Source organism: Hoeflea sp. CAU 1731 (assembly GCF_039888615.1).
In the GTDB taxonomy this organism is placed as follows: Bacteria; Pseudomonadota; Alphaproteobacteria; order Rhizobiales; family Rhizobiaceae; genus Flavimaribacter.
In genome coordinates, this window is record NZ_JBDQQS010000004.1 from 80,723 (window position 1) to 107,256 (window position 26,534).

The following is a 26,534-nucleotide window of genomic DNA, read 5'->3' on the forward strand; positions in this document are numbered from 1 at the left end:
GCTTACGTCAGGCCACGGAGGTCAGCAATTGCTTGCGATCGGCGCGTTCCTGTTGCGGCGAGCGGCCATAGAGTTCGCGGTAGCATTTTGAGAAATGCGACGCCGAAACAAAACCGCAGGCGACGGCGACCTCGACAACCGGCATCGATGATTGAACCAGCAGGTGGCGAGCGCGATCGAGCCTGATTTCGAGATAGTAGCGGGCAGGGGAACGCCCCATCTCCTGCCGAAAGAGCCGTTCGATCTGGCGTCGCGACAGTCCTGCGAAATCAGCGATTTCAAGCAGCGAGAGCGGCTCCGACAGGTTTGCTTCCATGAGTTCGATAATCGAAAGAACCTTCGAGTTCTGAACGCCAAGGCGCGCCCGCAAAGGCAGGCGCTGTCGGTCGTGGGGGCTGCGCACGCGGTCTGTCAGCGCCTGTTCGCAGACCCTGTTGACGAGATTGTCGTCATGGTCGTCGCCAATCAGGTTCAGCATCATGTCCAGAGCGGCGGTTCCGCCCGCACAGGTGTATATATTGTCGTCTACTTCGAACAGGTCGGCATAGACGTCGGCGCGGGGGTATTTTTCGGCAAAGCCCGGCAAGTCTTCCCAGTGAATCGCGCAGCGTTTTCCGGACAGAAGGCCCGCCGCCGCCAGAATATAGGCGCCTGTGCAAAGTCCGCCGACGGCGATGTTGCGGTTGTGCACTTCGCGGAGCCAGGCCTGGACTGATTTCTGAGAGAACGATTCGGCATTTATGCCAGAACATACGAAAACCATCGACGGTCGATTCTCTCCGGTCAAGGAGCGACGTTCGTCTTCCAGGGAAGTGTTGGCCGCCACCTCGACGCCATTTGAAGCGCGTACAGGCCCCGCATCGATGGACGCTACGCGCCACCGATAGGAGTCGTAACCAAGCATGCGATTGGCGATCCTCAGCGGCTCGATCGCGGTTGCGAACGCAATCATCGAAAAATCGGGTATGACGTAAAACACGATGGTGCGTTTTACGGAATTCGCTTCTAGGTGAGTTGCCATCAACCCTCGCGACACGGTTCGGGCTACGGCCCGTGCAATCCACAGTTCAGGAGGGTGAGGACCGGCCTATCCGGAATGTCCTGATCCTTTATTTAGGACCGGCGTTCAGGACGCCTCATCTCCCTTTCAAAGCCCGAACATTGTCATAGTCGCAAATGGCTGTGAAGTTAAAACTCTTCCAGAGTTCAGGAATTATGCAGCTTTTTCGATGCATTACGCACGATACAATGCGGACCATAACTGCAGAAAACAGGCCGGCGCGTGAGGGACATGCGCCGGCCTGCATTTCAGGCGGATCCAGGTGGGACGCGACAGGCACGCGGCTTTATCGCCGCCGCCGCGCCATCTGGTTTTCAAAACGCTCGGGCCAGCCAATATCCCGCTGGAGTTCGGGACTTAGTTCCGAAACCGCCTTCACGGTGTCACGCCTCAACCGGGCTTCTTCGCGCTTTTGGCCGAATTTGTTGTAGGCGTCGACAAGAAAATTTACGCCGCTGAAAATCAGATCGGACAGCAGGCGTCCCTGACCAACTTCGATGAAGACGTCGGCAAAGGGTGAATTCGAATTATAGTATCTGTTGCTCATCATAAGGTTCCTTCACTGTTTGCTCCGATCCGCAGGACCGGTGGTTTCAGGAAGGTCGCGACCTTTGATATTGACTATGGTGGGTATCTTTGGTTCAATCAAACGAATTAGAATTAAGACTTGGATCAGAAAAATTGAACACTAGACTGAACGCTCCTCTGAACAAGCCAATGCCTCTGCTTGAACTCGACGTGCTGCGCACCTTCGTGGCCATTGCAGATACGGGCAGTTTCTCCACTGCGGCGTCTATCGTATTCCGCACGCCATCCGCGGTGTCGATGCAGATAAAGAAACTTGAAGAGACGCTTGGCCGTCCGATGTTTTTCCGTGATGCGCGCTCCGTCAGCCTGACGACGGACGGAACCATGCTGCTCAGCTATGCGCGTCGCCTGCTCGCGTTGAACAGGGAGGCTATTTCCCAATTCATCACGCCAGAGATTTCTGGCGTCGTGCGTTTCGGGTCGCCAGACGACGTCGGCGAACGCATCTTGCCAAGTGTCCTGAAACGGTTCGCCAAGACCCATCCTTCAATCGCGGTGGACGTGATCATCGACCAGAGTGCGAACCTGGTCAAACGCTTTGAGGAGAAGCGTCTCGACATCACGCTACTGACTTGCCAGAAGGACAAGACACCCCCGGGTTCCGAGATTGTTAGAACGGAACAACTCGTCTGGGCGGGCGCGAAGGGAGGCACGGCTCACCTGCAATGTCCGCTTCCGGTGTCGCTGTGGGAAGAAGGCTGCGCCTGGAGGGCTGGCGCAGTCGAGGGCCTACAGGCCATCCGGCGTGATTTTCGGGTCGCCTATATGAGCGCCCACACCGCCGGGCAACGTGCGGCGATTCTTTCCGATCTTGCAATCGCGCCTCTGCCGAAGTCTTTCGTGGGCGATGACATGGTGATCCTTGGTGAAGAGGACGGATTACCGCCAATCGGCGATTACAGGCTGGCGATGATGGTTGGCGCGGAAGTCGATCCACCGGTGTGCGCCGTCGCGGAACATATTCGCGCGACTTTCGAGATGCAGGCAGAAACCGGTTACTTTACGGAATCAGCGTTCGCGCCCGATGCGAGTGCGGCGTCTGCGGCCTGATCCGGCGCTGGCGTTCGTCGACGCGCCGCGTTCGGGAAGCCGGATGCGGTCGCCAAGTTTGACGAATGGATCCAGCTTGTTGGGCAGCGCCATGGCGTGCACGAAATGGTCCTGGAACCTCGGTTCCAGAGCAGTCTCGATCTTCTCGATCTTGCGAACCGTCTGCTCGATTTCGCGACGATAGTCGCGATTGAGCAAAGCCATTCGAGCGCCGGTGCCCGCCGCATTTCCGACGGCTGCGACCCGATCGAGATCGCAATCGGGAATGAGCCCCAGGATCATCGCGTGCTTCGGGTCGATCAGCGATCCGAAAGCGCCTGCAAGCCTGATGCCGTCCACATGGTCTGTCCCTTGTTTTTCCATCAGCAGTTTGATCCCGGCGTAAAGGGCTGCTTTGGCAAGTTGAATTGCGCGAATGTCGTTCTGGGTGATCGCCAGCCTGGTGTCACCGTCCCATAGGACATAGGACCAGGTGCGGCCGTTCTGAACGATGAGCCGCGAGCGCTCGGCGAGGGAGCCGTCGACAACGCCGTCTTCCGAGATGATTCCGGCCAGAAACATCTCGGCAACGACTTCCATGATCCCCGAGCCGCAAACGCCCGTGATCTTCGTTTCCTTTGCGCGCTCGGCGAATTCCGGTTCGTCCGACCAGTGGTCGATGCCGATGACCCGGACGCGCGGCTCCAGTGTGTCAGGGTCGATGCGCACTCTTTCAATTGCGCCAGGCGCGGCGCGCTGACCGCATGAAATCTCTGCGCCTTCAAACGCCGGCCCGGTCGGCGAGGACGCCGCGACGACCCGGTTGCGATTGCCGAGAACAATTTCCGCATTGGTTCCGACATCTACGAGCAGCATCATTTCGTCTTGCCGGTGCGGTCCTTCGCACAAGGTGGCGGCGGCAGCGTCCGCGCCGACGTGGCCGGCGATGCACGGCAGCAGATAGACGCGCGATCCGGTGTTGAGGCCGAGATCGAGGTCGTCTGCGCGGCAGTGAATAGCGCCCGAAACCGCCAGGGCGAATGGCGCGCCGCCGAGTTCCGTCGGATCGATGCCCAGAAACAGGTGGTGCATGATCGGATTTCCGACGAACACTGCATCGAAGATATCCATGCGGTCTATGCCTGCTTCAGCGGCCACTTTGTCGATCAGCCTGACGATAGCCTCGCGGACGGCTCGCGTCATCGCTTCGCGACCGTCCGGATTCATCATCACATAGGAGACGCGGCTCATCAGGTCTTCGCCAAAACGAATCTGAGGATTGGAAGCGCCGGAGGATGCGATGACCGCGCCGGACAGCAGCGATGTCAGGTGCATGGCGATTGTGGTCGAGCCGATATCACATGCAATGCCGTAGGCTTCGTTTTTTAGTCCCGGATAGAGGGCAATCAGGCTGGGGCGAGACGTTTCCAAATCCCGATGAATAACCGCCGTCACAGCCCATTTTCCGGCTCGCAGTATCGACTGGACTTTCGGCAGGATGTGGTGGTCGACAAGGATATCGGCGAAGCCCCAATCCTCTTCCAACGCTTGGACCAGCCTGTCGAGATCCCCCAGCGGCTTGTGCATGTCCGGTTCATCCACCTCGACATAGCACATCTGTATTGCCGGATTGCGTTCGATGACGCGCCTGTCGGCATCCTTTCGGACCACCTGCGCCTGGGCCAGCCCTTCCTGAGGCACATCTATGACCAGATCGCCCTCTATAAGCGCGGAACACGACAGCCGTCTTCCGGGCTTCAGATCGCGTTTGCTGGCGTAGGTTCGTTCCTTGGCTGAAAATGCGGAAATATGGTCGGCGCTCGAGGTGACGCCATGCTTGGCGAAGCGGCCTTCCTGCACGTCGATCTGGCAGCGGCCACAGATGCCGCGCCCACCGCACACGCTTTCCACATAGACCCCGAGTTCGCGGGCCGCCTCCAGCAGGTTTGTTCCTACGGGAAAGCGACCGCGCTTGCCGGAAGGCATAAACAGGACCAGGGGGTGCTTTGCGTCGGTATTCTGGTCCATGCGAAAGGCGTCCTTGTTTGTCAGGCGCGCGCGCGCCGTCCTCCACGGCGCCGGCCTCCGGACGCAGCCTGCGCGGAAGTCTCGCCGCCTGCGGCGGACGGGTCAATGGCGGAAAGCGCTGGCTTCTCGCGATAGGTCCGGATCCAGAACTGGCAGTTGGGGTCGGTTGAATTCAGTACATTGGCGCCGTGAACCATCTCCATCTCCTGGGGACGGCATGGATTCATGATCGCCGATGTCATGCCCGAAGCGATGACCATCGGAATGAAGGCGGCGTTGATTGCGTGCCTGTGCGGCAGGCCGAAGGAAATATTGGACAGGCCGCATGTCGTGTTGACGCCAAGTTCCTCGCGCAGGCGACGCACAAGCCGAAACACTTGCTGGCCCGCTGTTCCCATCGCGCCGATTGGCATGACAAGGGGATCGACCACGATGTCTTCGGGCTTGATGCCGTAATCGGCCGCGCGTTCGACGATCTTTTTGGCGACAGCGAAGCGGACGTCAGGGTCCTCGGAAATACCGGTCTCGTCATTGGATATGGCGACGACCGGCACATCGTATTTCTTCGCAAGCGGCAGGATTGCTTCGAGCTTTTCTTCTTCACCTGTCACCGAGTTGATGAGCGGACGGCCCTTGGCGACTTCAAGGCCGGCCTTGATAGCCGCCGTTACGGAGGAGTCGATCGACAAGGGCACGTCGACAAGGTTCTGGACGATCTCCAGTGTCTGCACCATCAGGGCGGGCTCAGTTGCATTGGGATCCACCGCCGTCACGCCGGCGTTGACATCCAGCATTGTTGCGCCTGCCGCAACCTGGGCCAGCGCATCGGCTTTAACGGTTTCGAAATTGCCTTCAATCATCTCGGCGGCCAGCTTCTTGCGGCCTGTCGGATTGATGCGTTCGCCAATAACGCAGAACGGCTGGTCGAAACCAATAATGATTTCCTTTGTTGCGGAAGCAACGATTGTGCGTGCCATGGGGCAATCCTCAATTCTGGAGGGAAGACAAGGAGAGATCAGCCGAGATCCGGGTTTGCCAGCTTCCGCGCTCAACCAGCCATTCGGACGTCTTTTTCAAACCCCCGAAAGCGAAAACGTGGATCTGGCGGATCGGAGTGGATGCGCCGCTCAGGACGTGATCTTCGATTGGGTCGACAACGGTCTCGGGCGAATGTGATGTCGCAAGCGCTGTCAGCGACATGGCGTTCTTTTTCAGAAAGCCGATGGAATTGCCGACACCGCACATGGCCGCGTATTTGATCAATGTCGTGATCTTCGCGGGACCGGCCACGCCCAGATGCACGGGAAGATCAATTCCGTTTGCATTCAGGCCATTGGCCCAGGCGATGAATTTTGCCGCGTCGAAACCGAATTGCGTCACGATCCGCATCGAAGCATCCGAACGCTCCGCAAAGGACTTTTTCAGGCGCAGCGCCTGCAGAGCGACTTCTTCGGTGAAATCCGGGCTGCCTTCAGGGTGACCCGCGACGCCGATCCTGTCGACGCCGTATTTGTCGAAAAAGCCGGTTTCAAGAACTTCCATGGTGGAGGAAAAGTCGCCGGCCTGCCTCTCAAGGCCGCCGCCAATCACAAGCACGTTCTTCACGCCTGCTTCCTCGGCCATCTTCCGTATGCGTGTTTCCAACGCTGCCCGAGTTGTGAGGCGGCGGGACGCGAAATGCGGAACCGGATCGTAGCCGAGATCGCGGACCCGTTTGGCGGCTCTGACCAGCGTTTCATTGGAATCCGTTCCAATGTCGGTGATGTAAACCCAGGCGCCTTCCGGGAACAGGCCTGGCAGATCCGCTGATTCGATCGCCTGCTTGGGGGCGACCTCGATTGAGGCTGCGATCCGGGCTGGTCGCGCCGGTTTCATATTAATGACCTTTGTCATTCTGCTTCCGCCTTTCCGCCGGCCTCGACGAGATCTTTCAGCCGTTGTTTGGTGTATGTTTCCTCGATATGGGCCGCCGCCCTGTCGGCTTCAGCGTCCAGATCATCGCTCACAGATTTCGGCTGTCCTCGTCGCCATTGCGCCAGGTAGTCGTCCGTCTCATGAGCGCCGCTGCGCATTGCGCACATGTCGATCGCTTCCGTGAATCGCAGGGAAAGCTCCCGTTTGGCGCTTTGCCTGCCCTTCTTCACGATAATTTGCGCTGGGATGTCACGCCAGTAAACAATTGTCAGATCCGCCATGACCCGCTCCCGATCCATGTCCGCACGGCTTAAAATGATGAGATTCCGACCGGCAAGCTAGCTGCACGACGACGCTCAACGCATCAAAAACGACGCGGCTGTTTTAAGGCTCGAATCCGGTGTCGAAAGGCATGAATTCACGGGCGCCTAAAGCAGGCTGGCGAAGACCACTGTCGTCAGAAGTGTCATGAGAAAAAGTACTGCTATCGACATGACCCCAACGACGACGCCGACGCCAAGGCAATTACCGTCCTGTTCCGTGTGGGCAAGGCCAATGATGGCGATCGCGAACGCGGGCAGCCAGTTGCAGAACGGGATCGGGATCAAGACCACGACCGCCAGAACGAGGATATAGATTCCGAACAACCGTTCTGAACGGTGATTGTTGAGAGGCCAGTGGCGCGGTCTCACCCAGGCTTCCATCCGACGCAACCACGGGTCGACCTTGGTGACCATGGCGACCAGCGTCTTTTTGTCGAGGGAATAGTTGGCGAGCCGTCGCGGCAGCCAGATCTTCTGTCGACCGGCCACGATCTGCCAGGATATGAAAATCAGCGGAAGGCCAAGGATCAGCGTTGCGCCGGGCGGAAGGGGAATGAGATTCGGTAGCGCAAAAACAAGAAGAAATGCGCCGAACGAGCGTTCGTCGAGAGCCGTCGCCAGTTCCTTCAGCGTAATTCGCTCTCCGGCGGTGTCCGCCAGGCGCTGCAACAGGCTGGACAGGCTTTCCGTATGCTCCTGCGCATCGTCGGCGCGTTCGGAGGAAACCTTGTCGGCTGTAGTGTCGCTCACCGTTTCGTTCGTTCCTGTTATTTGAACCGATACATTAGGCGAGGCCTATTGCAATTTTGCTAACACCCGACTGCACTGCAATTGCGTCAAATATCCGGCGACGGGGGGCCGGAGCACACTATGTGGGAATTGTCGCTCCCGTTAGCAAGATGGTTTGCGCCCAGGGGAGGCCGGTGTCAAGCCGACTGCAAGGCTTTCGTCAGGTCGCCATATCCCGTCAGCCGATACTCATAGGCCAGTTCGAGAAAGTCCGCGGCCTGTCTGGCGCGCTCCTGAAGATCCGTATCTTCCTTTTGCGACAGGTAGACGAGTTTGCGGTAATTGCCGAAATACATGTCCCGCAATTCCGGATGTCGGTCGAGCCCGAGAGGCTCGACGACGAAGGCTTCGAATTGACGCGCCAGAAAGTCGGTCAGGAAAAACGAGGTGACGTCGTCTTCCGTTGCGGCAAAGGCGTCGTTGCCGGCGAAGAAGGAGAAGCAGTGGGGGCCTTCGATCCGCCCGACGCCTTCATCGAGACAGACCTTGTCGAGTTCGCCCTGGGTCCCGCATTCAGCATAGGCCACGAATATGCGTTCAAAACCGGCTTCGCGCGCTTCGCCGATGCTCTTTCGAACACCCGGCGCGATCAGTTCTGGCCGATTGTGCCAGATTGCCGGCAAGCAAATCAGATCAACGTGGTCGAGCCCGTTGATGCGGCAGACGTCGAGGATTTCTCGCGCCAACGCTCCGCAGCCGATGACGCGCACTGGACTTGCATTCATCGATCTCGAAGCTGTTGCCTTCATACATCCACTCTATCACGCTGAACGCGCGTCAAAAATGGTTACAGCAAACTGGCGGGGCCGCTAGCGAGCCCCGGCGAGTTGGTTGTGCTTGCGCTTCAACAGGTCTTTGGCTGTTTCGACCGTTACTGCCGCGTCACGGCAATAGGCGTCGGCGCCAACGGCCATGCCGAATTCCTCATTGAGCGGAGCGCCGCCGACGAGCACGATGTGCTGGTCGCGCAGACCCTTTTCCTTCAGCGTGTCGATGACGACCTTCATATAGGGCATTGTCGTGGTCAGGAGAGCGGACATTCCCAGAATGTCTGGCTCATGATCCTCGATCGCCTGCAAATAGTTCTCAACCGGATTGTTGATGCCGATGTCCACAACGTCGAAGCCGGCGCCTTCCATCATCATGCCGACGAGGTTCTTGCCGATGTCGTGAATGTCTCCCTTGACCGTCCCGATCACCATCTTGCCGAGTTTCGGCGCGCCGGTTTCGGCCAACAAAGGACGCAGGATCGACATTCCCGCCTTCATCGCATTGGCGGAAAGCAGAACTTCCGGCACAAACAGGATGCCGTCACGAAAATCCTCTCCGACAATCCGCATGCCTTCAACGAGGGCCTTGGTCAGGACGTCGTAGGGCACCCATCCGCGCTCGAGCAGAATATGTGTGGCTTCCTCGATCTCTTCCTTCAGGCCGTCATAAAGATCATCGTGCATCTGCTGCACGAGTTCGTCGTCTGGCAGGTCGGAAAGGATGATGTCGTCATCGGTCATGGCAGTTAATCCGATATGAGCTGCACTTTACGCGGGCGACCGGGTATGTCGTCAGAATCCTGTCACAAACCCGACATTCGAAGAAACCGCATTTGGCGGCTTCACTTGTGAGAATGATGCAATTTTGCGAAATTCGTCTCTTCAAAAACGACGTGTAATTTATTGAAAAACGACGGCGCGCGCGTCTTTGACCTGTCTGCGGATGCAGCGCGTTTCCGGGTGTCCGTTTCGCGTCATCGCTTGGCGCTGTCAGAAAATGCGCTTAACAGGCCGTGGGGTAGCATATCAGTTGTTGGAATTGCCGGGTGAAGACGCCGGATTAAAGGTGGAACGAGATGGATACGGACAATGCAGTCGGTCAGTCTGCGAAACGCCGCGCGCGCGGCGGAGCCGCGGCGCGCAGAGCTTCGCGAGGCGGCGGGGGGCCCGGTTTGCAGAAGCCATTCATCAAGCGGAATATCCAAACCTACGAGGTTCTGGATGAAGAAGGCCTGACGCTTATTGAAAACAACGCCGACACCATTCTGGAAGAGATCGGCGTTGAGTTCCGTGACGACGCAGAAGCGCTGGAACTTTGGCGCGAAGCGGGCGCCGACATTCGCGGTGAAAGGGTGCATTTCCCGAAAGGGCTTTGCCGTTCGCTTCTGGAAACCGCGCCGCCGGTCTTTACGCAGTTTGCCCGCAATCCGGAGCGTTCGGTGCAGATCGGGGGCGATGCAACGGTCTTTGCTCCGGTCTATGGGCCGCCATTTGTTCGCGACCTTGAAGGCAATCGTCGTTACGCCACGATTGAGGACTTCCAGAATTTCGTGAAACTCGCCTATTTGGCGCCGTCCATCCACCATTCGGGCGGAACGGTTTGCGAGCCGGTGGACATTCCGGTGAACAAGCGCCACCTCGACATGATCTATACGCATATCCGCTACTCGGACAAACCGTTTATGGGCTCTGTGACGGCGCCTGAGCGCGCCGAAGACAGCGTCGAGATGTGCAAGATTCTGTTCGGCGAGAGTTTCGTCGACGAAAACTGCGTTCTCATCAACCTGATCAACGCCAACTCGCCCATGGTTTTCGACGAAACCATGCTGGGCGCGGCCAAGGTCTATGCACGCAACAACCAGGCCTGCATCATTTCACCCTTCATTCTCGCCGGGGCTATGAGTCCGGTGACTGTTGCAGGAACGTTGACGCAGATTCTCGCCGAGGTGCTGGCGGGCGCGGCGTTCACACAGCTGATCCGGCCGGGGGCTCCTGTCGTGTTCGGCACATTTGCGGCTTCCATTTCCATGCAGTCCGGCGCGCCAACCTTCGGAACGCCCGAACCGTCGCTCGTATCCTATGGAGCCGCGCAGCTTGCGCGACGCAGCGGCCTTCCGTTTCGGACAGGGGGATCGCTTTGCGGCTCGAAAGTTCCCGACGCCCAGGCCGCTCATGAAAGCGCAGCCACGCTGAACATGACCTTGCTGGCGGGCACGAATTTCGCGCTGCATTCCGCCGGTTGGCTCGAGGGAGGGCTGGTGTCTTCCTATGAGAAGTTCATGATCGACCAGGATCAACTCGGCATGATGCAGAAATTCGCCGCAGGCGTGGATCTTTCCGAAAACGCCCAGGCGCTCGACGCAATCCGCGAAGTCGGTCCGGGAAGTCATTATCTTGGCTGCGCTCATACCCAGGCGAACTTCGAGACGGCATTTTATGCATCCTCGCTGACCGACAACAATTCCTTCGAGCAGTGGCAGATCGAAGGCGAAAAGCGCATCGAAAACCGTGCCAACGAAGCATGCAGGCAGTGGCTGCAATCCTACCAGCCGCCGGATCTCGATCCTGGCGTCGATGACGGTTTGAATGCATTTATTGCACACAAAAAGGAGTCGATGCCCGACGCCTTCACGTGAAGGAAGCCCGTTGACGGCCGGGCGATCGTGGCCGACCTGATCCACAGGGAAGTCTGGCAGACAACGCCAGACGGAAAGACCGAGTCTTGATTGGCGATGTCTACGGCGAACTGGATCGCCGCTTGCGGGACGTTGGATTGATGCTTCGGGGCGGGCTTGTCGCCTCCGAAACGCTTCCTGAGCTTGATAACGGCGAAACCGCCGGAACCATCCTTCTGGTCGGTCATGCGGGGTCGACGCTGTGGCCACACTTCAGCGAATATCTCAGGCGCTCGCCGGGAACGGACCCGCTCGATCGCTGGACACGGTTCGTTATCGAACCGGTCGCCCAACAGTTCGGATGCCAAGCCCTTTACCCGTTTGAGAAGCCCTGGTGGCCATTTCAGCGCTGGGTTTCGGAAATTGAAGGACTGCGGCCGTCTCCGTTTGGCATCCTTATCCATCCGGCATTTGGTCTCTGGCACGGCTATCGCGCGGCGCTGGCTTTTCGCAAAACACTTTCCGTGCCTGAAAGGCAAAATTTGCCACATCCCTGTGACGGCTGCCGTGACAGGCCTTGCATAAGCGCTTGCCCTGCCGAGGCGATATCAACAAGCGGATTTTCCGTCGAGCCCTGCCGGTCCTACCTAGCCAGCGACGAGGGCGGTGCGAGCTGCATGCTCGCCGGGTGCAGTGCACGCAATGCTTGTCCAGTAGGCGCGGAATTTCGCTACGTGGAACCACAGCTCCGCTTCCATATGGCGGCGCTGTAAATTTCATCAAGGTTGCATCTTAACCCTCTGTATTTTATGTGCTAAGGCACATTCATGGAATGTCGGCTCCAGACAACCTCCCATCATTGCGCCGGCAAAACAACTGTTGCAGATGAGCAATACCGAGAAATAGCATTTTTGGAACTGCAATATTAGGTTGTGAATCTGCAGGGCCGTTGTATTATTTGAATAACTCAACAAGAGGTTTTAACATGTCTATTCTGAGACCTATTGCCGTCGGCGTGGCTTTGCTGGCTTCAGGTTCTTTCAGCGCAGCACAGACGCTTGACTGTACGTGTATTTCTTCCAAATCTGCTGGGCAGTCTTATCCAGTCATCGGGGAGATCTCCGATTCGTCCGGAAGCGTCATGTACTCCGGTACGACCGGATTCGTCGACGGGAAGGCCGGCACGCAGATCACTGCGGGATCCCAGATCAATATTGGGCCGGGCGGCAAGGCGCAGGTGCAGGTCGGATCAGATTGCGAGCTGGCCGTTGCGCAGAATTCGGAAATCAGCATCCTTCAGCCGGAAGGCAAGGATGGACCGATCTGCGTGCAAATCGCTGAAGCCGCATTTGCAACGGCGACATTGGATTCCGGGTCATCAACTTTCCTCCAGGAAAATCCAAATGGCGGCGGTGCAAACCAAGCAGCCGTCATAGCCTTGGGCGCTGCAGCAGGCCTCGTCGCCATTTCCTGTATTGGGTGGTGTCAGGACGGCGGCGGTCCGCGACCAGCCAGTCCGTAATTTCTACAAAATTGCGTGTGAGCCCGAACCGTTCCGATTCGGGCTCACAGCAGAATTATGAAGCGCGCCAGCCGCATTTCGCCAAGGCTGTAATATTACCTGCGACGGCTTCTGCGCTCTCGGCGCGACTGATCCACACCTTCTGAAGCGGCCTTGTTGCGAAGCGGGCCGATTTTTTCGACGATATCCTCAACTGTAGGCCTCGGTCCCACGACATGATCGTCGATTGCGGCGCGCATCGCCTTGAGATGCGAACAGGTCGTGCCGCAACAGCCGCCAATAATCGTCGCGCCGGCGTCCATTGCAAGATGCGCATATTTCGCCATCAGTTCAGGCGTGCCGGAATAATGGATTTCCGAACCGCGGAATTCGGGAATTCCACAATTGCCCTTGACCACGACAGTTGCGTCTTGATTGGCGCCGCTGATTTCCAGCAGCGTCGCCAATATGTCAGGCGCTCCAACGCCGCAATTCGCGCCCACGGCGACCGGCGTTTGTCCGACGCCGTTCGCCGCGCCGTGAATGTCCTTGGGATGCAGCCCCATCATAGTCTTGCCGGCGGTATCGAAAGAACCCGTATAAACATAGGGCATGTCGCAATTGACGGACGCCTCCGCCGCGGCTTTGATTTCGTCGGGCGCCGACATGGTCTCGATCCACACGACGTCAACGCCGCCCGCCTTGAGACCTTCGATCTGCTCGATAAAAGCCTTTACCGCATCATCATAGGTCAGTGCTCCGAGCGGTTCGAGCAATTCACCGGTTGGTCCTACCGAGCCGGCGACTATTACCTTTCGATCAGCTGCATCCGCGACGCCGCGTGCGATTTCGGCTGCTTTGCGGTTGAGCTCGAAGACGCGATCCTGGGCATGGTGAAGCTTGAGCCGATGCCGGGTTCCGCCGAAACTGTTGGTCAGGATGATATCTGAGCCGGCGTCGACGAAGCCTTGATGCAGAGCGACGATCTTGCCCGTGTTGCTTTCGTTCCAGAGTTCCGGGGCTTCACCCGCCTCCAGTCCGACTGCGAACAGATTGGTGCCGCTCGCGCCGTCGGCGAGGAGAACGCCTTTTTCGGCGATCAGGTCTGCGAGGGGATTGCTGGTCATGTCGGCCCACCATTGAATTATTTGCCCATATAAACATGTCTTTATATGTGTGCAATCATGGATTTGACCGTCAAGGCGCCGATTGGGTCCACAACTGGCCCTAGCCGGTTTTAATCTTCCAATGCGCCGCCAATCGTGTTCGCGGCGTCAAGCGTCACCCAGCGCATCCAGATCTCGTCGTCCTCTTCGAGAAAGTGGCGAGCGGCCTGCTCTGGCGTGGCGTCGTTTTCCTCCATCCAGGCCAGTAACCGACTGATCGTGCTGTTGTGCCACGAACGGCGCGAAAGATAGTCAAATGCGTGTGGCGAAGCGTCCCGCATTTTCTTGGTGACAACCGTATAGGCAAGCGCGGAAGGCCAGCCGTTCGGCTTCGGATCTTCGCAATTCGCCACAGCCGTGCAACTGTCCCATTCGGTCTTGTTGTATGGCGCGCCAAAACTCAATCGGACCAGATCGTATCGACCGAGCAGGGCTGTCGGAGCCCAGTAATATCCAAGCCAGCCCTTTCTGCCTTCAATTGCGTCTGTGATTGATTTTCGCAACTCTTCTGCGGAACCGGCTTCCACCAGCCTGAATCCCTTTTCTTCTGCTTCGAACGCTTTGAACAGGTTTCGGGTTGAAATGCTGCAACTCCAGTCCGGCGGGCAATTGTGCACGGCGCCTTTCTGTGGATCGTCCGGGTCGGTAAAAATCTCGGGATGCTTGAGCGCTTCAGCGACATTGGTGATGTGCGGATGGGTCAACGCTACGTAATGCGGAATCCACCATCCTTCAATTCCGCCATCGGCCAGCGCCTTGGCGCCATAGAAAAGGCGCCGTTCGTCAACAGCCTTGTCGAGTGGCTCGCGTATCGAATTGATCCACAATTCCGGCGCGACATCCGGCGCGCCCCGTTCATTCATCGAGTTAAATGTCGGGATTGTGTCTCCTGGCACAAGCGTGACAGTGCAGCCATAGCCTTCCGTCAGGACAAGCTTGTCGATTTCAGCAAGCAGCGCGGCCGATTGCCAATGCATCCGTGCAATACTGATCTCGCCGCATTCCGAAGCCAGCAGCGAGCGCGACGGCGCGATGGTCGCAGTAGTGACGAACAGCAGCGCATAGAGCAATTTCACTTTCATATTCTCCTGATCAGTCACACACGTGCGCAATCGCTTCTATCCGCAGTTCGTTTGACTGCTTTCTCTGTCGCCGGAAACTGTTAAAGCGTACCGTATATTTATGTTCCGAAAAAGACTCCCGGATACATTCAAAAGCTTCGGGCCGTACGGTTTACCAGCGCGGCGCCCAGCACAATTCAGGCTGATCGCAAGTGTGCGACGTCGGATTGCCGCATTCGGGCCGGTTTACGGATTGTCGGGGGTTTTATAAGCATTCCAGAATGTGCGGGAGTTGGAGGACGTCATGAGTCGGCAGGATACGAGGAGGCGCAAGGATCGGGGGCCGAAAGGGCGTCCGCTCGACGACGCGGCCGTGGAGAATGTTCGCACCCTTCTCGATGGGCGAACGCTTTGCCGTGACCTGCTGATAGAAAACCTTCACGTTATCCAGGACACCTATGGGTGCTTGTCGGCCGCGCATCTGCGCGCGCTGTCCGAGCTCATGAAATTGCCGCAGGCGGAAGTCTACGAAGTCGCTTCCTTCTACGACCACTTCGACGTCGTCAAGGAAGGCGAGGCGTCGCCTCCTCCGCTGACCGTGCGGGTTTGCGATAGCCTGTCCTGCATGATGGGCGGAGCGGAAGTTTTGATTTCCGAACTGGAAACCCGCATGAACCCGTCTCTGGTTCGCGTTGTACGCGCGCCTTGCATGGGGCGTTGCGCGACGGCGCCGGCAGCCCGGCTTGGCGATCGCGAACTCGATCATGCAAGCGCCGACGACATTGCCAAGCTGGCCGACGAAGGCGGCTTCGATGTCCTGACACCCGACTATATCGGGCTTTTCGCTTATCAGGAATATGGCGGCTACGAATGCCTGGAGAAGGTACGAGGCGGCGAAATCGCAATCGACGCCCTGATCGACATGCTTTCGGATGCGGGACTGCGCGGCCTCGGCGGCGCAGGTTTCCCGGCAGGCAAGAAATGGGGCTTCGTACGTTCCTACGCCGGCCCGCGGCTGATGACGATCAATGGCGATGAGGGCGAGCCTGGAACCTTCAAGGACCGCTTCCTTCTCGAAAGCGATCCGCACCGCACGCTGGAGGGCGCCTTGATCGCCGCCCATGCGGTCGACGCAGAACGCATCTATTTCTACATGCGCGACGAGTATCCAGCAGTGCTGGAAATTCTGCGCCAGGAGATCTCCGCCCTGGAATCCGCCGAGCTTATCGAGCCGGGCTATATCGAGCTTCGCCGCGGCGCTGGCGCCTATATCTGCGGCGAGGAAAGCGCGATGATCGAAAGCATCGAGGGCAAGCGCGGGCTGCCGCGCCATCGTCCGCCCTATATTGCGGAGGTCGGGCTTTTCGGAAAGCCGACGCTCAATCATAATGTCGAAACACTGTGGTGGATTCGCGATATCGTCGAGAACGGGGCGGAATGGTTTGCCGCAAAGGGCAAGGAAGGTCATCCCGGCCCACGCTCGTGGTCTGTTTCAGGCCGGGTCAAGGAGCCTGGAGTAAAACTCGCGCCAGCCGGCGTCACCATTCGCGAGTTGATCGACGATTACTGCGGCGGAATGGCGGACGGGCATGACTTCAAGGCCTATCTTCCAGGTGGCGCGTCTGGCGGCATTCTGCCGGCGCATATGGACGATATTCCGCTCGATTTCGGCGGAAAACTGGCTGAACTGGGTAGTTTTGTGGGTTCGCATGCGGTTGTCGTGCTGTCGGAGACAGACAGTGTGAAGGACGCTGCGCTCAATCTTCTGAAGTTCTTCAAGCATGAGAGTTGCGGTCAATGTACGCCGTGCCGGTCCGGCACGGAAAAGATGATTGCGTTGCTCGAAAAAAGCGGCCCGCTCAACGAACAGGCGATCCGAGATCTCGAAGCGGTGATGCGAGACGCCTCCATATGCGGGCTCGGACAGGCGGCGCCGAATCCGGTCAATCACCTTTTGACCTTCTTCAGGAATGACCTTTAGAATGAACGTCGGGAAACAGTGATGACAACGATCAAATTCACCCTGGACGGCAAGACGGTCGAAGCTTCTCCCGAAGAAAGCATTTGGGAGGTGGCCCGGCGCGAAGGGACGCGCATCCCCCATCTATGCCATGTCGACAAGCCCGGTTATCGTTCGGACGGCAACTGCCGTGCGTGCATGGTCGATATCGAGGGCGAGAGGGTTCTTGCGGCTTCCTGCATTCGCAAACCTGCGGAAGGCATGGTCGTGCGAACGGACACGGAACGGGCTGACAAATCCCGTCGCATGGTTTTCGAGTTGCTGGCGAGCGACATGCGGCCGCGCGAAGAAACGCCTGACAACCAGTCTGAATTCTGGCAATGGGCCGCGTCTATGGACATCGCGGGCTCGGATCGTTTCAGATCGAAATTCGAGACCGGGGAAGCCGCGCGCGGAATTGACCACAGCAATCCGGCGATCGCCGTCAATCTCGACGCCTGCATCGCTTGCAACGCCTGTGTGCGCGCCTGCCGTGAGGTACAGGTCAATGACGTGATCGGCATGGGCGGTCGCGGCAATCACGCCGTTCCCATATTTGATATTCGCGACCCTATGGGAAAGTCCACATGCGTGACCTGCGGCGAATGCGTGCAGGCCTGCCCGACCGGAGCCTTGTTTGAAAAGACGCTGATGAGCGAAGATCATCGAACACGCGCCATTCAGGACTTCGACAGGGTGGTGGACAGCGTTTGTCCCTTCTGCGGCGTTGGATGCCAGACCAAGGTCGCGGTGAAAGACAATACGATCGTGCAGGTCGATGGCCGCAACGGGCCTGCAAACGAAAACCGCTTGTGCGTCAAGGGGCGGTTCGGCTTTGACTATGTGCATTCGCCTGATCGCCTCACGACGCCGTTGATCCGGCGTGAAGACGCGCCCAAGGCAGGCGACATGGATCTGCGCTTTGTCGATCCGATGGAGATATTTCGGCCGGCCACATGGGAAGAGGCTCTGGAAAAGGCGGCGACCGGACTGAAATCGATTCATCAGGCGGACGGCGGCAAGGCGATTGCCGGTTTTGGATCTGCGAAGGGCTCCAACGAGGAAGCCTATCTTTTCCAGAAACTCATTCGCGAGGGTTTCGGCACCAACAATGTCGACCATTGCACGCGGCTGTGCCACGCATCGTCCGTGGCGGCCTTGATGGAGGGCGTCGGTTCAGGCGCCGTTTCCGCGCCGTTTACCGACGCGATGATCGCCGACTGCATCATCGTGATCGGCGCGAGGCCGACCACGAACCATCCGGTCGCCGCCACCTATTTCAAGCAGGCGGCGAAGCTGGGCAAGACCCTGATCGTTCTGGACCCACGCCGTCAGGATCTGATGCGTCACGCCACCCACGCGTTGCAATTCAAACCGGGCAGCGATGTGGCGATGCTCAACGCCTTTCTCCATGTGATCGTGGAGGAAAAGCTTTATGACGAGCAATATATCCAGGCCAACGTTTCCGGTTTCGAGGCGCTGAAAGAGAAGGTCAGAGACTTTTCTCCGGAGGCTATGGCCGAGGTCTGCGACGTCGACGCCGAAACATTGCGGACTGTCGCACGCACTTACGCGACTTCGGAACGGTCGATCATTTTCTGGGGAATGGGTATTTCCCAGCACACGCACGGCACGGACAATTCACGTTGCCTTATCGCCATGGCCCTGACGACCGGCCACGTCGGACGTCCCGGAACCGGACTTCATCCCTTGCGCGGCCAGAACAACGTGCAGGGAGCATCCGACGCCGGTCTTATTCCGATGTTCTATCCGGACTACAGATCGGTCGAGACGCCGGATATCCGCAATGAATTCGAAGACTTTTGGGGTCGTTCGCTCGATCCCGCCCGGGGACTTACCGTTGTCGAGATCATGGGCGCGATTCACGACGGCGAGATTCGCGGCATGTATGTCATGGGCGAAAACCCGGCGATGTCCGACCCGGACCAGATTCATGCGCGCGCCGCGCTGGCGAAACTCGATCACCTGGTCGTGCAGGACATATTCCTGACCGAAACGGCCTGGCACGCCGACGTCGTGCTACCGGCTTCGGCGCACGCTGAAAAACTCGGAACGTTCACCAATACGAACCGCCAGGTTCAGATTGGCCGTCCGGCGCTGGACTTGCCCGGCGAAGCGCGTCAGGACTGGGAACTGGTAGTGGCGATCGCTAGGGGCATAGGGCTCGACTGGACATACTCCCATGTCTCGGAGGTCTATACGGAGATGGCGTCCGTGATGCCGTCCCTGAATAACATTTCATGGGAGCGCATCGAGCAGGAAGACGCTGTGACATATCCAGCCGATGCGCCTGACAAACCAGGCAACGAGATCATTTTCGCAACCGGCTTCCCGACGAAAGACAGGCGTGGGTCTATTGTTCCCGCCGATCTGCGTGCGCCGGACGAGGTTCCCGACGAAGAATATCCATTGGTGCTGACGACAGGTCGGCTGCTCGAGCATTGGCATACCGGCGCCATGACACGCCGCGCCGGCGTTCTGGACGAACTGGAGCCGCAAGGTATAGCTGCGATGAACCCCTACGAAATCGACAGGCAGGGGCTGACGCCCGGTCAGATGATTTCCGTGCTGACAAGGCGCGGCGCCGTCGAGGCTGTTCTGCGGGCGGACCGGGAGGTCGCCGACGGCATGGTCTTCATGCCGTTCTGCTTCAACGAAAGCCCGGCAAACCGGCTGACCAACCCGCAGCTTGATCCCTTCGGTAAAATACCGGAGTTCAAATATTGCGCGGCTCGGGTTGAAAGCCTGAAAGTGGCGGGCGTTGCAGAATAGCAATCAGTCGCCTATGCCAGGACTGTCGGTCTCAGGCTCTGTCGCCGTCCAGTTCCGTCGTCACGACGACGAAATCGCGATTGCTCCTCGTATCGGGATGCGCCGGCGCATCGACGGTTATGAGCGTTGTTCCGGGATGCCAGTTGTCGCGTATTGCCTGAACGACGTTGGTGTCCGCACGGATGCGGTCGATCGCGCCAGCGTCCGCTGTTGCGAGGTCCTCTGAGACATCGCCGTGGCTGATGGAATGCCACTGCAGCCCTCCGGACTCGTCATGTGCGCCGGCCAGAACATACACGTGGTTACCGAGCGGTCGCATGGGATCCGAGATCGTCGCCTTGCTCTCGGCGACGATGTGACCGTTTTTCATGACGGTGATGTTGCTGTCCGAGCTTGAAACCAGGACCGTGACGGGCGCAGTCGGGTTGTCTTCGTGGTTGAAGCCCGGCACCTCGCGATCCTCGAGGGAGGCTACTGCTCCTTCGAACTGATGCTCGGCCGTATCGCTTAGAATCATGCCCGGATGCACGACTTCCCTCGGATCAGTGTGGCCGCTTGCAATGATGACAGGCGTTCCGATATGGGTGATCGAGAACAGCTTTTCCGAGAACTGCATCGGCAGGCGTACGCAGCCGTGGGAGGCCGGATAACCCGGCAGCTTTCCGGCGTGCAGGGCTATCCCTTTCCAAGTCAGCCGGTTCATATTCGGCATTGGCGCATTGTTGTAGGTAGAGGAGTGGTGATCCTTATCCTTCTGCAGGATCGTAAAGACTCCTGTCGGCGTTTCATGACCCGGTTTACCCGTGGAGCACGTCGAGACTGCAACACGCACGCCGTTGCGGTAGACATGAACGCGCTGGTCGTCCAGCGACACGACGATAGCGACCGGTCCCTCTGGCGAAAGTTCGGGCTGCCAGACATATTCGCCGGGATTCAGTTCGTGAATTTCCTTGATCACCTGCCGGGCGAGTCCGAACCCTGTCGTGACCACGCCGATACCCGCAGCGGCTCCGATCACCAGCGTTCTTCTTGTCAGTCGGTCAGTCATTGCCTGTCTCCTCGCAGCTGTTCGGTTTTTTAACCGCCATAGATGACGGCGTCGGGAATTTCATAGCGCTCGACGCCGCCGATGCGCAGAAGATAAAGGTCACCCAAACGCTCATAGGTTATGTCAAGGCCCGGATCGGTATGGATCGGGTTGCCCTCTCGGAACTCGACGTAGCGCGCGGCGCCCGAGCCGATGTCGATCCACATGGTCGCGTTTCCGTTCGGATCGCGTGAGGCACGAAAAGGGCATTGCCGCGTCGGTTGTCCGGAAGTTGTCGAACATGGCACGGTTCCGCTCGACTGCGCATTGGCAGCGCCCGGAGCAATGCCTTCCCTGAGATAGCGTCCGTTCACCCAGCCGGTGAATATCTGGTCGAAGCCGGCTTCAATCTGGCACCATCTTGCGCTGTCGACCATGCGGCACCCCAGATTGCGCGCAGGATCGCCGTTCTGCAATTCTCCGATGACTTCGGCGTCCGTGCCCGGACCGGCCCTGACATTCAGCGTGTCATTGGCTGGAACGTTGGTGACCTCCCAGAAGTCCGGTCCGCCGGACAGACCGTCCGCATAATCGGGGTCGCGACTGGGCGCCTGCGCGGCGTTTCCGTCGATAGTGATCTCCAGCGTAAAGTGGGCAATCTCGTCGCGGCGGGCTGCGCTGCGCATCATGTAAACAAGGATCGAATAGTCGCCGCTTGCGGCAAGCCTTCCGGAGTAGTCGTTGCCGCTTGTCGAACCGATAAACATCGCCGCATCGCCCGGCTGTTTTCCTGGTTCGAATATATTGAAATAGTTAGCGCCATTGCTGGTGTCCATCCGCACCGACATTGTCTGTCCGGCGGCGGCGCCAACAATGTAAAGCACAGAGTCATAGCCTTTGATTTGACCATCGATGGATGTGCCCGTTGTTCCGGCTGCAAAATGAACAGTTTCCGTGCGCATGTCTTGTGACAGTGCATTTCCGGTCAGCAACACCAGAAAAAGACACAAGACAAATTTCAAATTATTCATGATTCCCTCCAGATGTTTGAATGTAATTTTGTTTATTGAATTCTTTTTCAAGCGATCCTGAAGACATTTTATGTCACGAACAGGACTGCGCTTATATTCATTGAAGAAATTCTTTTTCCAAGTTAGCCCGGCCTGCGTTGAAAAGGACGCCTGTCTGGACTTTCGAACGCCAAGCGGAGGGGAGTGCGATCGAGCAGTTCCACGCCAAGGAACGAGCCGCCAGGTCGAAAAAAAATTGAATGATTCATTTTTGATTAAGGTCCTGATAACCTTACGGTAACGTTATTGGCCTAGAAAGGAACGCGTGGCGGGAACGCCAAACGCTCCGGATCAGGTAGTGCGTACCGGGGCGCAAATAACCTCCAGATGCTGGAGCCAGACCGCGCAGGGTTGCCGCCTTGGCGCGGTTTCTTCTTTAGGAATCGACATTCTTCTTGCCTGTCGCCGCGATGATGATACGCACGAGGCATGACACGGGCCATCATGCTTCAGGGAACGGGTTCTGACGTCGGCAAGACAGTGCTGGTCGCCGGCCTTTGCCGCCTGGCTGCTAACCGCGGTCTGCGCGTGCAACCGTTCAAACCGCAAAACATGTCAAACAATGCAGCGGTCGCAGATGACGGCGGTGAGATCGGCCGCGCACAGTGGCTTCAGGCGCTGGCTTGCCGAACGCCGGCGTCAGTTCATATGAATCCGGTACTGCTCAAACCGGAATCTGAAACGGGGTCGCAAATCGTCGTGCATGGCAAGGTCTGGGGCCGGGCCGGCGCCCGGGATTATCAGGACACCCGTCGACACCTCCTGGAAGCGGTCTTCGAGAGTTGGGATGCGATCCGCGCCGACGCCGACATTATTATCGTCGAGGGGGCCGGTTCAGCGGCAGAAATCAATCTGCGCGGAAACGATATCGCCAATATGGGTTTTGCGACCCGCGCGGGCGTTCCGGTGGTCCTGGTCGGCGACATTGACAGGGGCGGCGTCATAGCCTCCATCGTCGGCACGCACGCCGTTCTTCCAGAAGAGGACCGGCGCATGGTCGCCGGTTATCTGATCAACAAATTCCGCGGCGACGTATCGCTGTTCGATGACGGGGTTACGGCGATCAGTCGGCATACGGGCTGGCCGTGTTTCGGCGTTATCCCCTGGCTTCCGGAAGCAGGTCGGCTTCCGCCAGAAGATTCCGTGGTACTCGAACGGCTGGTTGGCGCCGGCGACGGCGCACTGATTGTTGCTGTCCCGGTTCTCGACAGAATCGCCAATTTCGACGACCTTGATCCGCTGAAAGCCGAACCGGAAGTCGAAGTCCGCTATATCAAGTCCGGCGATCCCATCCCAAGGGAAGCAGGCCTTGTGATTATTCCTGGGTCCAAGTCGACCATCGCCGATCTTGCTGCGTTTCGAAGAAACGGCTGGGACCGGGATCTCGCCGGCCACGTCCGCCGCGGCGGTCACGTCGCAGGCATTTGCGGCGGCTACCAGATGCTGGGTCGCATGGTGCGTGATCCCGACGGGAACGAGGGTGCGCCGGCAAGTGTCGAGGGACTTGGCCTTCTCGATATCGAAACCACGATGGAAAAGTCCAAAGCCGCGCGCAACAGCCACGCCAAGTGCCGGATTATCGATGCGGATCTGACCGGTTACGAAATCCATCTCGGACGCACCTCCGGACCCGATTGCATGAGGCCATTCTCGACGATCGATGGCCGGCCGGACGGTGCAGTCTCCCGGGACGGACGAGTCTTCGGAACCTACCTTCACGGACTGTTCGCTAACGACGCCTTCAGACAGGGTTATCTTACCCGGTTGGGACTGTCACAATCCGGGGTCAATTACAGCGCCATGGTTGATGAGGCGCTGGATTCCATCGCTGCACGTTTGGAAAAGCTTGTTTCGAAGGACTTTCCGGGATTTGAGCGGGGCGATTGACGAAAACGCCGAATTGTTTGGCCAAAGAGGCCTGCAGGCGTTACATCACGAGATGTAAACCATTTTAATCTAATTGATATAAAGTGCGTATTCCGCTATATCCGAGCCGACTGGTTCGTGTATGACAGATCGGGCAAGAAGTTTTTTTGCTGAGAGCTGTGCGCATCCAAAGAAACTGGCAAAGCAAATCGTGGTCACGAAACCCTCGTCCAACTCTGTCTCTCGCTTTGCTTCGGGTATTGACCGTGATTCTTTACCCGACATGAGCCTTTCTTTCGGTAATATCGTGCGCAACCGCAGAGGCCTGATTCTCTCGAGATCGCTTATCCTCATGGTGGCGATCATCGTTTTTACCCAGATGATCAATACGGTTTTCTTCGCTAGCGAGTTGCGCGGCGCGGCGCAGATTGCGGATAGTTTGCTCACCTTGCGCTTCACTGTCGTCGTCGCCGTTCCCTTTGTTCTTTACATGGTTTTCCTGCAGGCGAGAGCCGATCTTGCTGTGGAATACTTCAGGAAGCTCTCCAGAACAGATCCGCTGACGGGTCTCTTCAATCGCCGCGCCTTCATCGACCTGTTGCAGGAAGGAAGAGTAACGCGAGAGGGTTTGGGAGACAGCGCAAGCCTGATGGTGCTCGATATCGATCACTTCAAGCGCGTCAACGACACCTATGGCCACGAGGCTGGCGACGCGGTGCTGATCCAGATGGCTGATTTGTTTCGTGAGAATCTGCGCCCGGACGACATTATTGGACGTCTTGGAGGCGAGGAATTTGCCATCGCTCTTAATCGCAGCAGCGCGAGAGAATGTTGGCATGTCGCCCAGCGTTTGCGCCACGAAGTCGAGCGGCATGTTTTCCGACACGAAGACATCGAAATGAAGCTGACAGTCAGCATCGGAGCAACGCATGTCGGCAAGGACGGGGACCTCAACGACGCGATGCAGGAAGCTGATATGCTCGCCTACAAATCGAAACGCGAAGGTCGCAACCGTATCAGCTATGGTCCGGACAGGAAGGCGATGCCGTTCGCCGTTTGACCGTATTTCCGCCTCTGTGGCGTTCTCGATTGACAGCCGGTCGCCCAGCGCAATAATGATAAATAACGAATGGTCCCGAAAGGCATAGCCGGAAGGGATCAAGAGGGAATGCGACGGGCGGACCCAAACAGGGCGCTTTAATCGCAGCCGACCCCGCGACTGTAGAGCGGACAGGCGATCCCGGCCGTTTGTGTGATGCGCGGTGCGCTTTTTACGAACGGGAAGCCACTGAAGTGGCGGCGCCATAAACCGACGGACGCCTCTAATCGTCTGCGAATCGTCCGTTTGGCGCCGCCGAATTCGGGAAGGCGAGGGTGAGCCTGGCAGCTAATCGCTGCCGATCCGTGAGCCAGGAGACCTGCCATTCGTGACGGGCAATGCGCCCGCAAATTGGGAATACGAGCCAGTCACGGAGGTTGCAATGGCTAACAGAACGATCAAGTCGCACACAATTGGTGCAGCGGGACAGCGCATCACGATAGCCGTAACGGCTTTGATTGTAGGCGCATTTTTCATTTTTGGAGCGGGCTTCGCCAATTCGGCGGTCCTGCACGACACAGCTCACGACGCTCGCCACGCATACGGCTTTCCTTGCCACTAAGGAGAAGCTGAAATGATGGTTCGTTATCTTCTTGCCGCCTTGGTGGCAGGACTGATCGCTGGCGTTTTCATGAGCGTCGCTCAGGAAATCAAGGTCACGCCGCTTATCCTGCATGCCGAAGAATTCGAGAATGTCGGCGGGGATCGTGTCGAGCAAAGTCTGGCGCCAAGCGAGTCTTTGATTATGTCTCTCACAGACTTTTTGAGTCCCGTGACCATGGCCTATGCTCACGAGGGAGAAGAAGGCGGCGCCCTTTTTGGCCTCGATCGGCTTTGGGGAACGATACTTGCAAATCTCGTTGTGGGAGCGGGATACGGCTTGATTCTGTTGGCCGCTGTCTTGTTGACGGGAATCCCCATAACAGCGAAGACAGGCGTCTTGTGGGGCGCTGCAGGGTGGCTCACATTCCAGTTTCTCCCGGCGCTCGGGCTTCCGCCTGAACTTCCCGGCTTTCCCGCCGCGGACCTCGCCGATCGTCAGGTCTGGTGGGTGGCCACTGTGATCCTGTCGGCGACCGGATTGTACTTGCTGGTCGTGCGATCCGAAATATGGGCCAAGATCGCGGGCGTCGTGGTGCTCGCCTTGCCGCATGTCTACGGCGCTCCCCAGCCAGAGATCATTACCAGCGACGTGCCGGCTTTGCTCGCCGCCGAGTTCGCCGTGGCGACGCTTGCAACGACTGCGTTTTTCTGGGTCGTTCTGGGTCTGCTTATGGGGGCGGCCATGGACAGGCTGGAAGAAGGAGCGTGACCAAGGGTCCAGGGTCGGTTTTGGTCCTCGGCGGCGCCCGATCAGGCAAGTCGCGCTTTGCCGAGAGGCTGGTGGACGAGTCTAGACTTGGCGCTGTCTATGTCGCGACGGCGCGCCTTGGGTATGACGAAGAGATGGCGGCGCGCATCGGCCATCACCGCGCGCGTCGGGGCCAGGACTGGACGACGCTGGAAGAGCCATTGCAGCTGGCGGAACTGCTTGTTCGAGAAGCGGCCGCAGACAAGGCGATCCTCGTGGACTGCCTGACGCTCTGGATCACAAATCTGATGCTGGAAGAGTGGGACGTCGAGGCGCGATGTGAAGACTTGGCGGAGCGCGTGAGAAGCTTGCCGGGCCACATCATCCTGGTTTCCAACGAAGTCGGCATGGGCATCGTGCCTGAAAACCGCATGGCACGGGAGTTCCGGGATCATGCCGGGCGGCTGCACCAAATACTGGGAGAGCTGGTTGATGAGGTTTATCTCGTCGCTGCCGGGCTTCCCATGAAACTGAAAGGTTAAGCG

Annotated in this window: 24 protein-coding genes and 1 riboswitch; of the genes, 11 read left to right on the forward strand and 13 right to left on the reverse strand. The window is 58.2% G+C overall.

Going from position 1 to position 26,534, the window contains the following annotated elements:
* Positions 1–7: 7 nt before the first annotated feature.
* Both AAFN47_RS08450 and AAFN47_RS08455 read right to left on the reverse strand, forming a co-directional pair.
* A complete protein-coding gene (locus tag AAFN47_RS08450; RefSeq protein ID WP_499808775.1) occupies positions 8–1,021 on the reverse strand; it encodes a GlxA family transcriptional regulator in 1,014 nt (337 codons plus the stop codon).
* A 325-nt stretch (positions 1,022–1,346) separates the two neighbouring features.
* Positions 1,347–1,607 carry a hypothetical protein gene (locus AAFN47_RS08455; RefSeq protein WP_499808776.1) on the reverse strand — a complete coding sequence of 87 codons (261 nt, stop codon included), beginning with the start codon at positions 1,605–1,607 and terminating at the stop codon, positions 1,347–1,349.
* Positions 1,608–1,753: 146 nt separating this feature from the next.
* Between AAFN47_RS08455 and AAFN47_RS08460 the strand changes: the two genes are divergently transcribed.
* Positions 1,754–2,698: a LysR family transcriptional regulator gene (locus tag AAFN47_RS08460; protein ID WP_499808996.1), complete on the forward strand. Its 945-nt coding sequence runs from the start codon at positions 1,754–1,756 to the stop codon at positions 2,696–2,698.
* On the opposite strand, the gene AAFN47_RS08465 is transcribed toward AAFN47_RS08460, so the two are convergent.
* The 7 genes from AAFN47_RS08465 to AAFN47_RS08495 form a co-directional block, all read right to left on the reverse strand.
* Complete coding sequence (locus AAFN47_RS08465; RefSeq protein WP_499808777.1) at positions 2,657–4,705, reverse strand: ASKHA domain-containing protein; 2,049 nt, start codon at positions 4,703–4,705, stop codon at positions 2,657–2,659. The genes AAFN47_RS08460 and AAFN47_RS08465 overlap by 42 nt on opposite strands.
* 20 nt (positions 4,706–4,725) lie before the next feature.
* On the reverse strand, positions 4,726–5,682 hold the full coding sequence (locus AAFN47_RS08470; protein ID WP_499808778.1) for a methyltetrahydrofolate cobalamin methyltransferase: 957 nt from the start codon (positions 5,680–5,682) through the stop codon (positions 4,726–4,728).
* A 10-nt stretch (positions 5,683–5,692) separates the two neighbouring features.
* Positions 5,693–6,598, reverse strand: a complete 906-nt coding sequence (locus AAFN47_RS08475; RefSeq protein WP_499808779.1) for a methylenetetrahydrofolate reductase — start codon at positions 6,596–6,598, stop codon at positions 5,693–5,695.
* Positions 6,595–6,900 carry a virulence factor gene (locus AAFN47_RS08480; RefSeq protein ID WP_499808780.1) on the reverse strand — a complete coding sequence of 102 codons (306 nt, stop codon included), beginning with the start codon at positions 6,898–6,900 and terminating at the stop codon, positions 6,595–6,597. Before AAFN47_RS08480 ends, AAFN47_RS08475 begins: the two co-directional genes overlap by 4 nt.
* Positions 6,901–7,047: 147 nt before the next feature.
* Positions 7,048–7,692, reverse strand: coding sequence for an exopolysaccharide biosynthesis protein (locus tag AAFN47_RS08485; RefSeq protein WP_499808781.1), 645 nt, complete (start codon positions 7,690–7,692; stop codon positions 7,048–7,050).
* Positions 7,693–7,868: 176 nt separating this feature from the next.
* Positions 7,869–8,456 carry a DUF1638 domain-containing protein gene (locus AAFN47_RS08490; RefSeq protein WP_499808782.1) on the reverse strand — a complete coding sequence of 196 codons (588 nt, stop codon included), beginning with the start codon at positions 8,454–8,456 and terminating at the stop codon, positions 7,869–7,871.
* Positions 8,457–8,540: 84 nt separating this feature from the next.
* The gene (locus AAFN47_RS08495; RefSeq protein WP_499808783.1) at positions 8,541–9,242 is read right to left on the reverse strand and encodes a corrinoid protein; all 702 of its coding nucleotides are present in this window, start codon (positions 9,240–9,242) and stop codon (positions 8,541–8,543) included.
* A 335-nt stretch (positions 9,243–9,577) separates the two neighbouring features.
* Between AAFN47_RS08495 and AAFN47_RS08500 the strand changes: the two genes are divergently transcribed.
* From AAFN47_RS08500 to AAFN47_RS08510, 3 genes are all read left to right on the forward strand, one after another.
* Positions 9,578–11,137 (forward strand): trimethylamine methyltransferase family protein, encoded by a 1,560-nt coding sequence (locus AAFN47_RS08500; protein ID WP_499808784.1) that lies wholly within the window; start codon positions 9,578–9,580, stop codon positions 11,135–11,137.
* 86 nt (positions 11,138–11,223) lie between these two features.
* Entirely contained in the window at positions 11,224–11,889 is a 666-nt protein-coding gene (locus AAFN47_RS08505) for a ferredoxin (RefSeq protein WP_499808785.1), read from the forward strand.
* A 176-nt stretch (positions 11,890–12,065) separates the two neighbouring features.
* On the forward strand, positions 12,066–12,638 hold the full coding sequence (locus AAFN47_RS08510; protein WP_499808786.1) for a hypothetical protein: 573 nt from the start codon (positions 12,066–12,068) through the stop codon (positions 12,636–12,638).
* A gap of 95 nt (positions 12,639–12,733) precedes the next feature.
* On the opposite strand, the gene bmt is transcribed toward AAFN47_RS08510, so the two are convergent.
* A complete protein-coding gene (bmt, locus tag AAFN47_RS08515; RefSeq protein WP_499808787.1) occupies positions 12,734–13,744 on the reverse strand; it encodes a betaine--homocysteine S-methyltransferase in 1,011 nt (336 codons plus the stop codon).
* A 110-nt stretch (positions 13,745–13,854) separates the two neighbouring features.
* Positions 13,855–14,865: a glycine betaine ABC transporter substrate-binding protein gene (locus AAFN47_RS08520; protein WP_499808788.1), complete on the reverse strand. Its 1,011-nt coding sequence runs from the start codon at positions 14,863–14,865 to the stop codon at positions 13,855–13,857.
* Positions 14,866–15,148: 283 nt separating this feature from the next.
* Here AAFN47_RS08520 and AAFN47_RS08525 point away from each other — a divergent pair, with 283 nt between their 5' ends.
* Together AAFN47_RS08525 and fdhF are read left to right on the forward strand one after the other, a co-directional pair.
* Positions 15,149–16,825 (forward strand): NADH-ubiquinone oxidoreductase-F iron-sulfur binding region domain-containing protein, encoded by a 1,677-nt coding sequence (locus AAFN47_RS08525; RefSeq protein WP_499808789.1) that lies wholly within the window; start codon positions 15,149–15,151, stop codon positions 16,823–16,825.
* 21 nt (positions 16,826–16,846) lie between these two features.
* Positions 16,847–19,636 (forward strand): formate dehydrogenase subunit alpha, encoded by a 2,790-nt coding sequence (gene fdhF, locus AAFN47_RS08530; RefSeq protein WP_499808790.1) that lies wholly within the window; start codon positions 16,847–16,849, stop codon positions 19,634–19,636.
* A 31-nt stretch (positions 19,637–19,667) separates the two neighbouring features.
* Here the strand turns inward: fdhF and AAFN47_RS08535 are convergent, their stop codons facing one another.
* Positions 19,668–20,684, reverse strand: a complete 1,017-nt coding sequence (locus tag AAFN47_RS08535; protein WP_499808791.1) for a L,D-transpeptidase — start codon at positions 20,682–20,684, stop codon at positions 19,668–19,670.
* A gap of 29 nt (positions 20,685–20,713) precedes the next feature.
* Positions 20,714–21,694, reverse strand: a complete 981-nt coding sequence (locus AAFN47_RS08540) for an SH3 domain-containing protein (RefSeq protein WP_499808792.1) — start codon at positions 21,692–21,694, stop codon at positions 20,714–20,716.
* 468 nt (positions 21,695–22,162) lie between these two features.
* On the opposite strand from AAFN47_RS08540, the gene AAFN47_RS08545 reads away from it, so the two are divergent.
* From AAFN47_RS08545 to cobU, 5 genes are all read left to right on the forward strand, one after another.
* Complete coding sequence (locus AAFN47_RS08545) at positions 22,163–23,620, forward strand: cobyric acid synthase (RefSeq protein ID WP_499808793.1); 1,458 nt, start codon at positions 22,163–22,165, stop codon at positions 23,618–23,620.
* Between the two features lie 286 nt (positions 23,621–23,906).
* Positions 23,907–24,659 (forward strand): GGDEF domain-containing protein, encoded by a 753-nt coding sequence (locus tag AAFN47_RS08550; RefSeq protein WP_499808794.1) that lies wholly within the window; start codon positions 23,907–23,909, stop codon positions 24,657–24,659.
* Between the two features lie 53 nt (positions 24,660–24,712).
* A riboswitch (cobalamin riboswitch) is annotated at positions 24,713–25,039 on the forward strand.
* Positions 25,040–25,080: 41 nt separating this feature from the next.
* Positions 25,081–25,260, forward strand: a complete 180-nt coding sequence (locus AAFN47_RS08555; protein ID WP_499808795.1) for a CbtB domain-containing protein — start codon at positions 25,081–25,083, stop codon at positions 25,258–25,260.
* 12 nt (positions 25,261–25,272) lie between these two features.
* Positions 25,273–26,010 carry a CbtA family protein gene (locus AAFN47_RS08560; protein WP_499808796.1) on the forward strand — a complete coding sequence of 246 codons (738 nt, stop codon included), beginning with the start codon at positions 25,273–25,275 and terminating at the stop codon, positions 26,008–26,010.
* Positions 26,007–26,531, forward strand: a complete 525-nt coding sequence (cobU, locus tag AAFN47_RS08565) for a bifunctional adenosylcobinamide kinase/adenosylcobinamide-phosphate guanylyltransferase (RefSeq protein ID WP_499808797.1) — start codon at positions 26,007–26,009, stop codon at positions 26,529–26,531. Before AAFN47_RS08560 ends, cobU begins: the two co-directional genes overlap by 4 nt.
* Positions 26,532–26,534 lie beyond the last annotated feature (3 nt).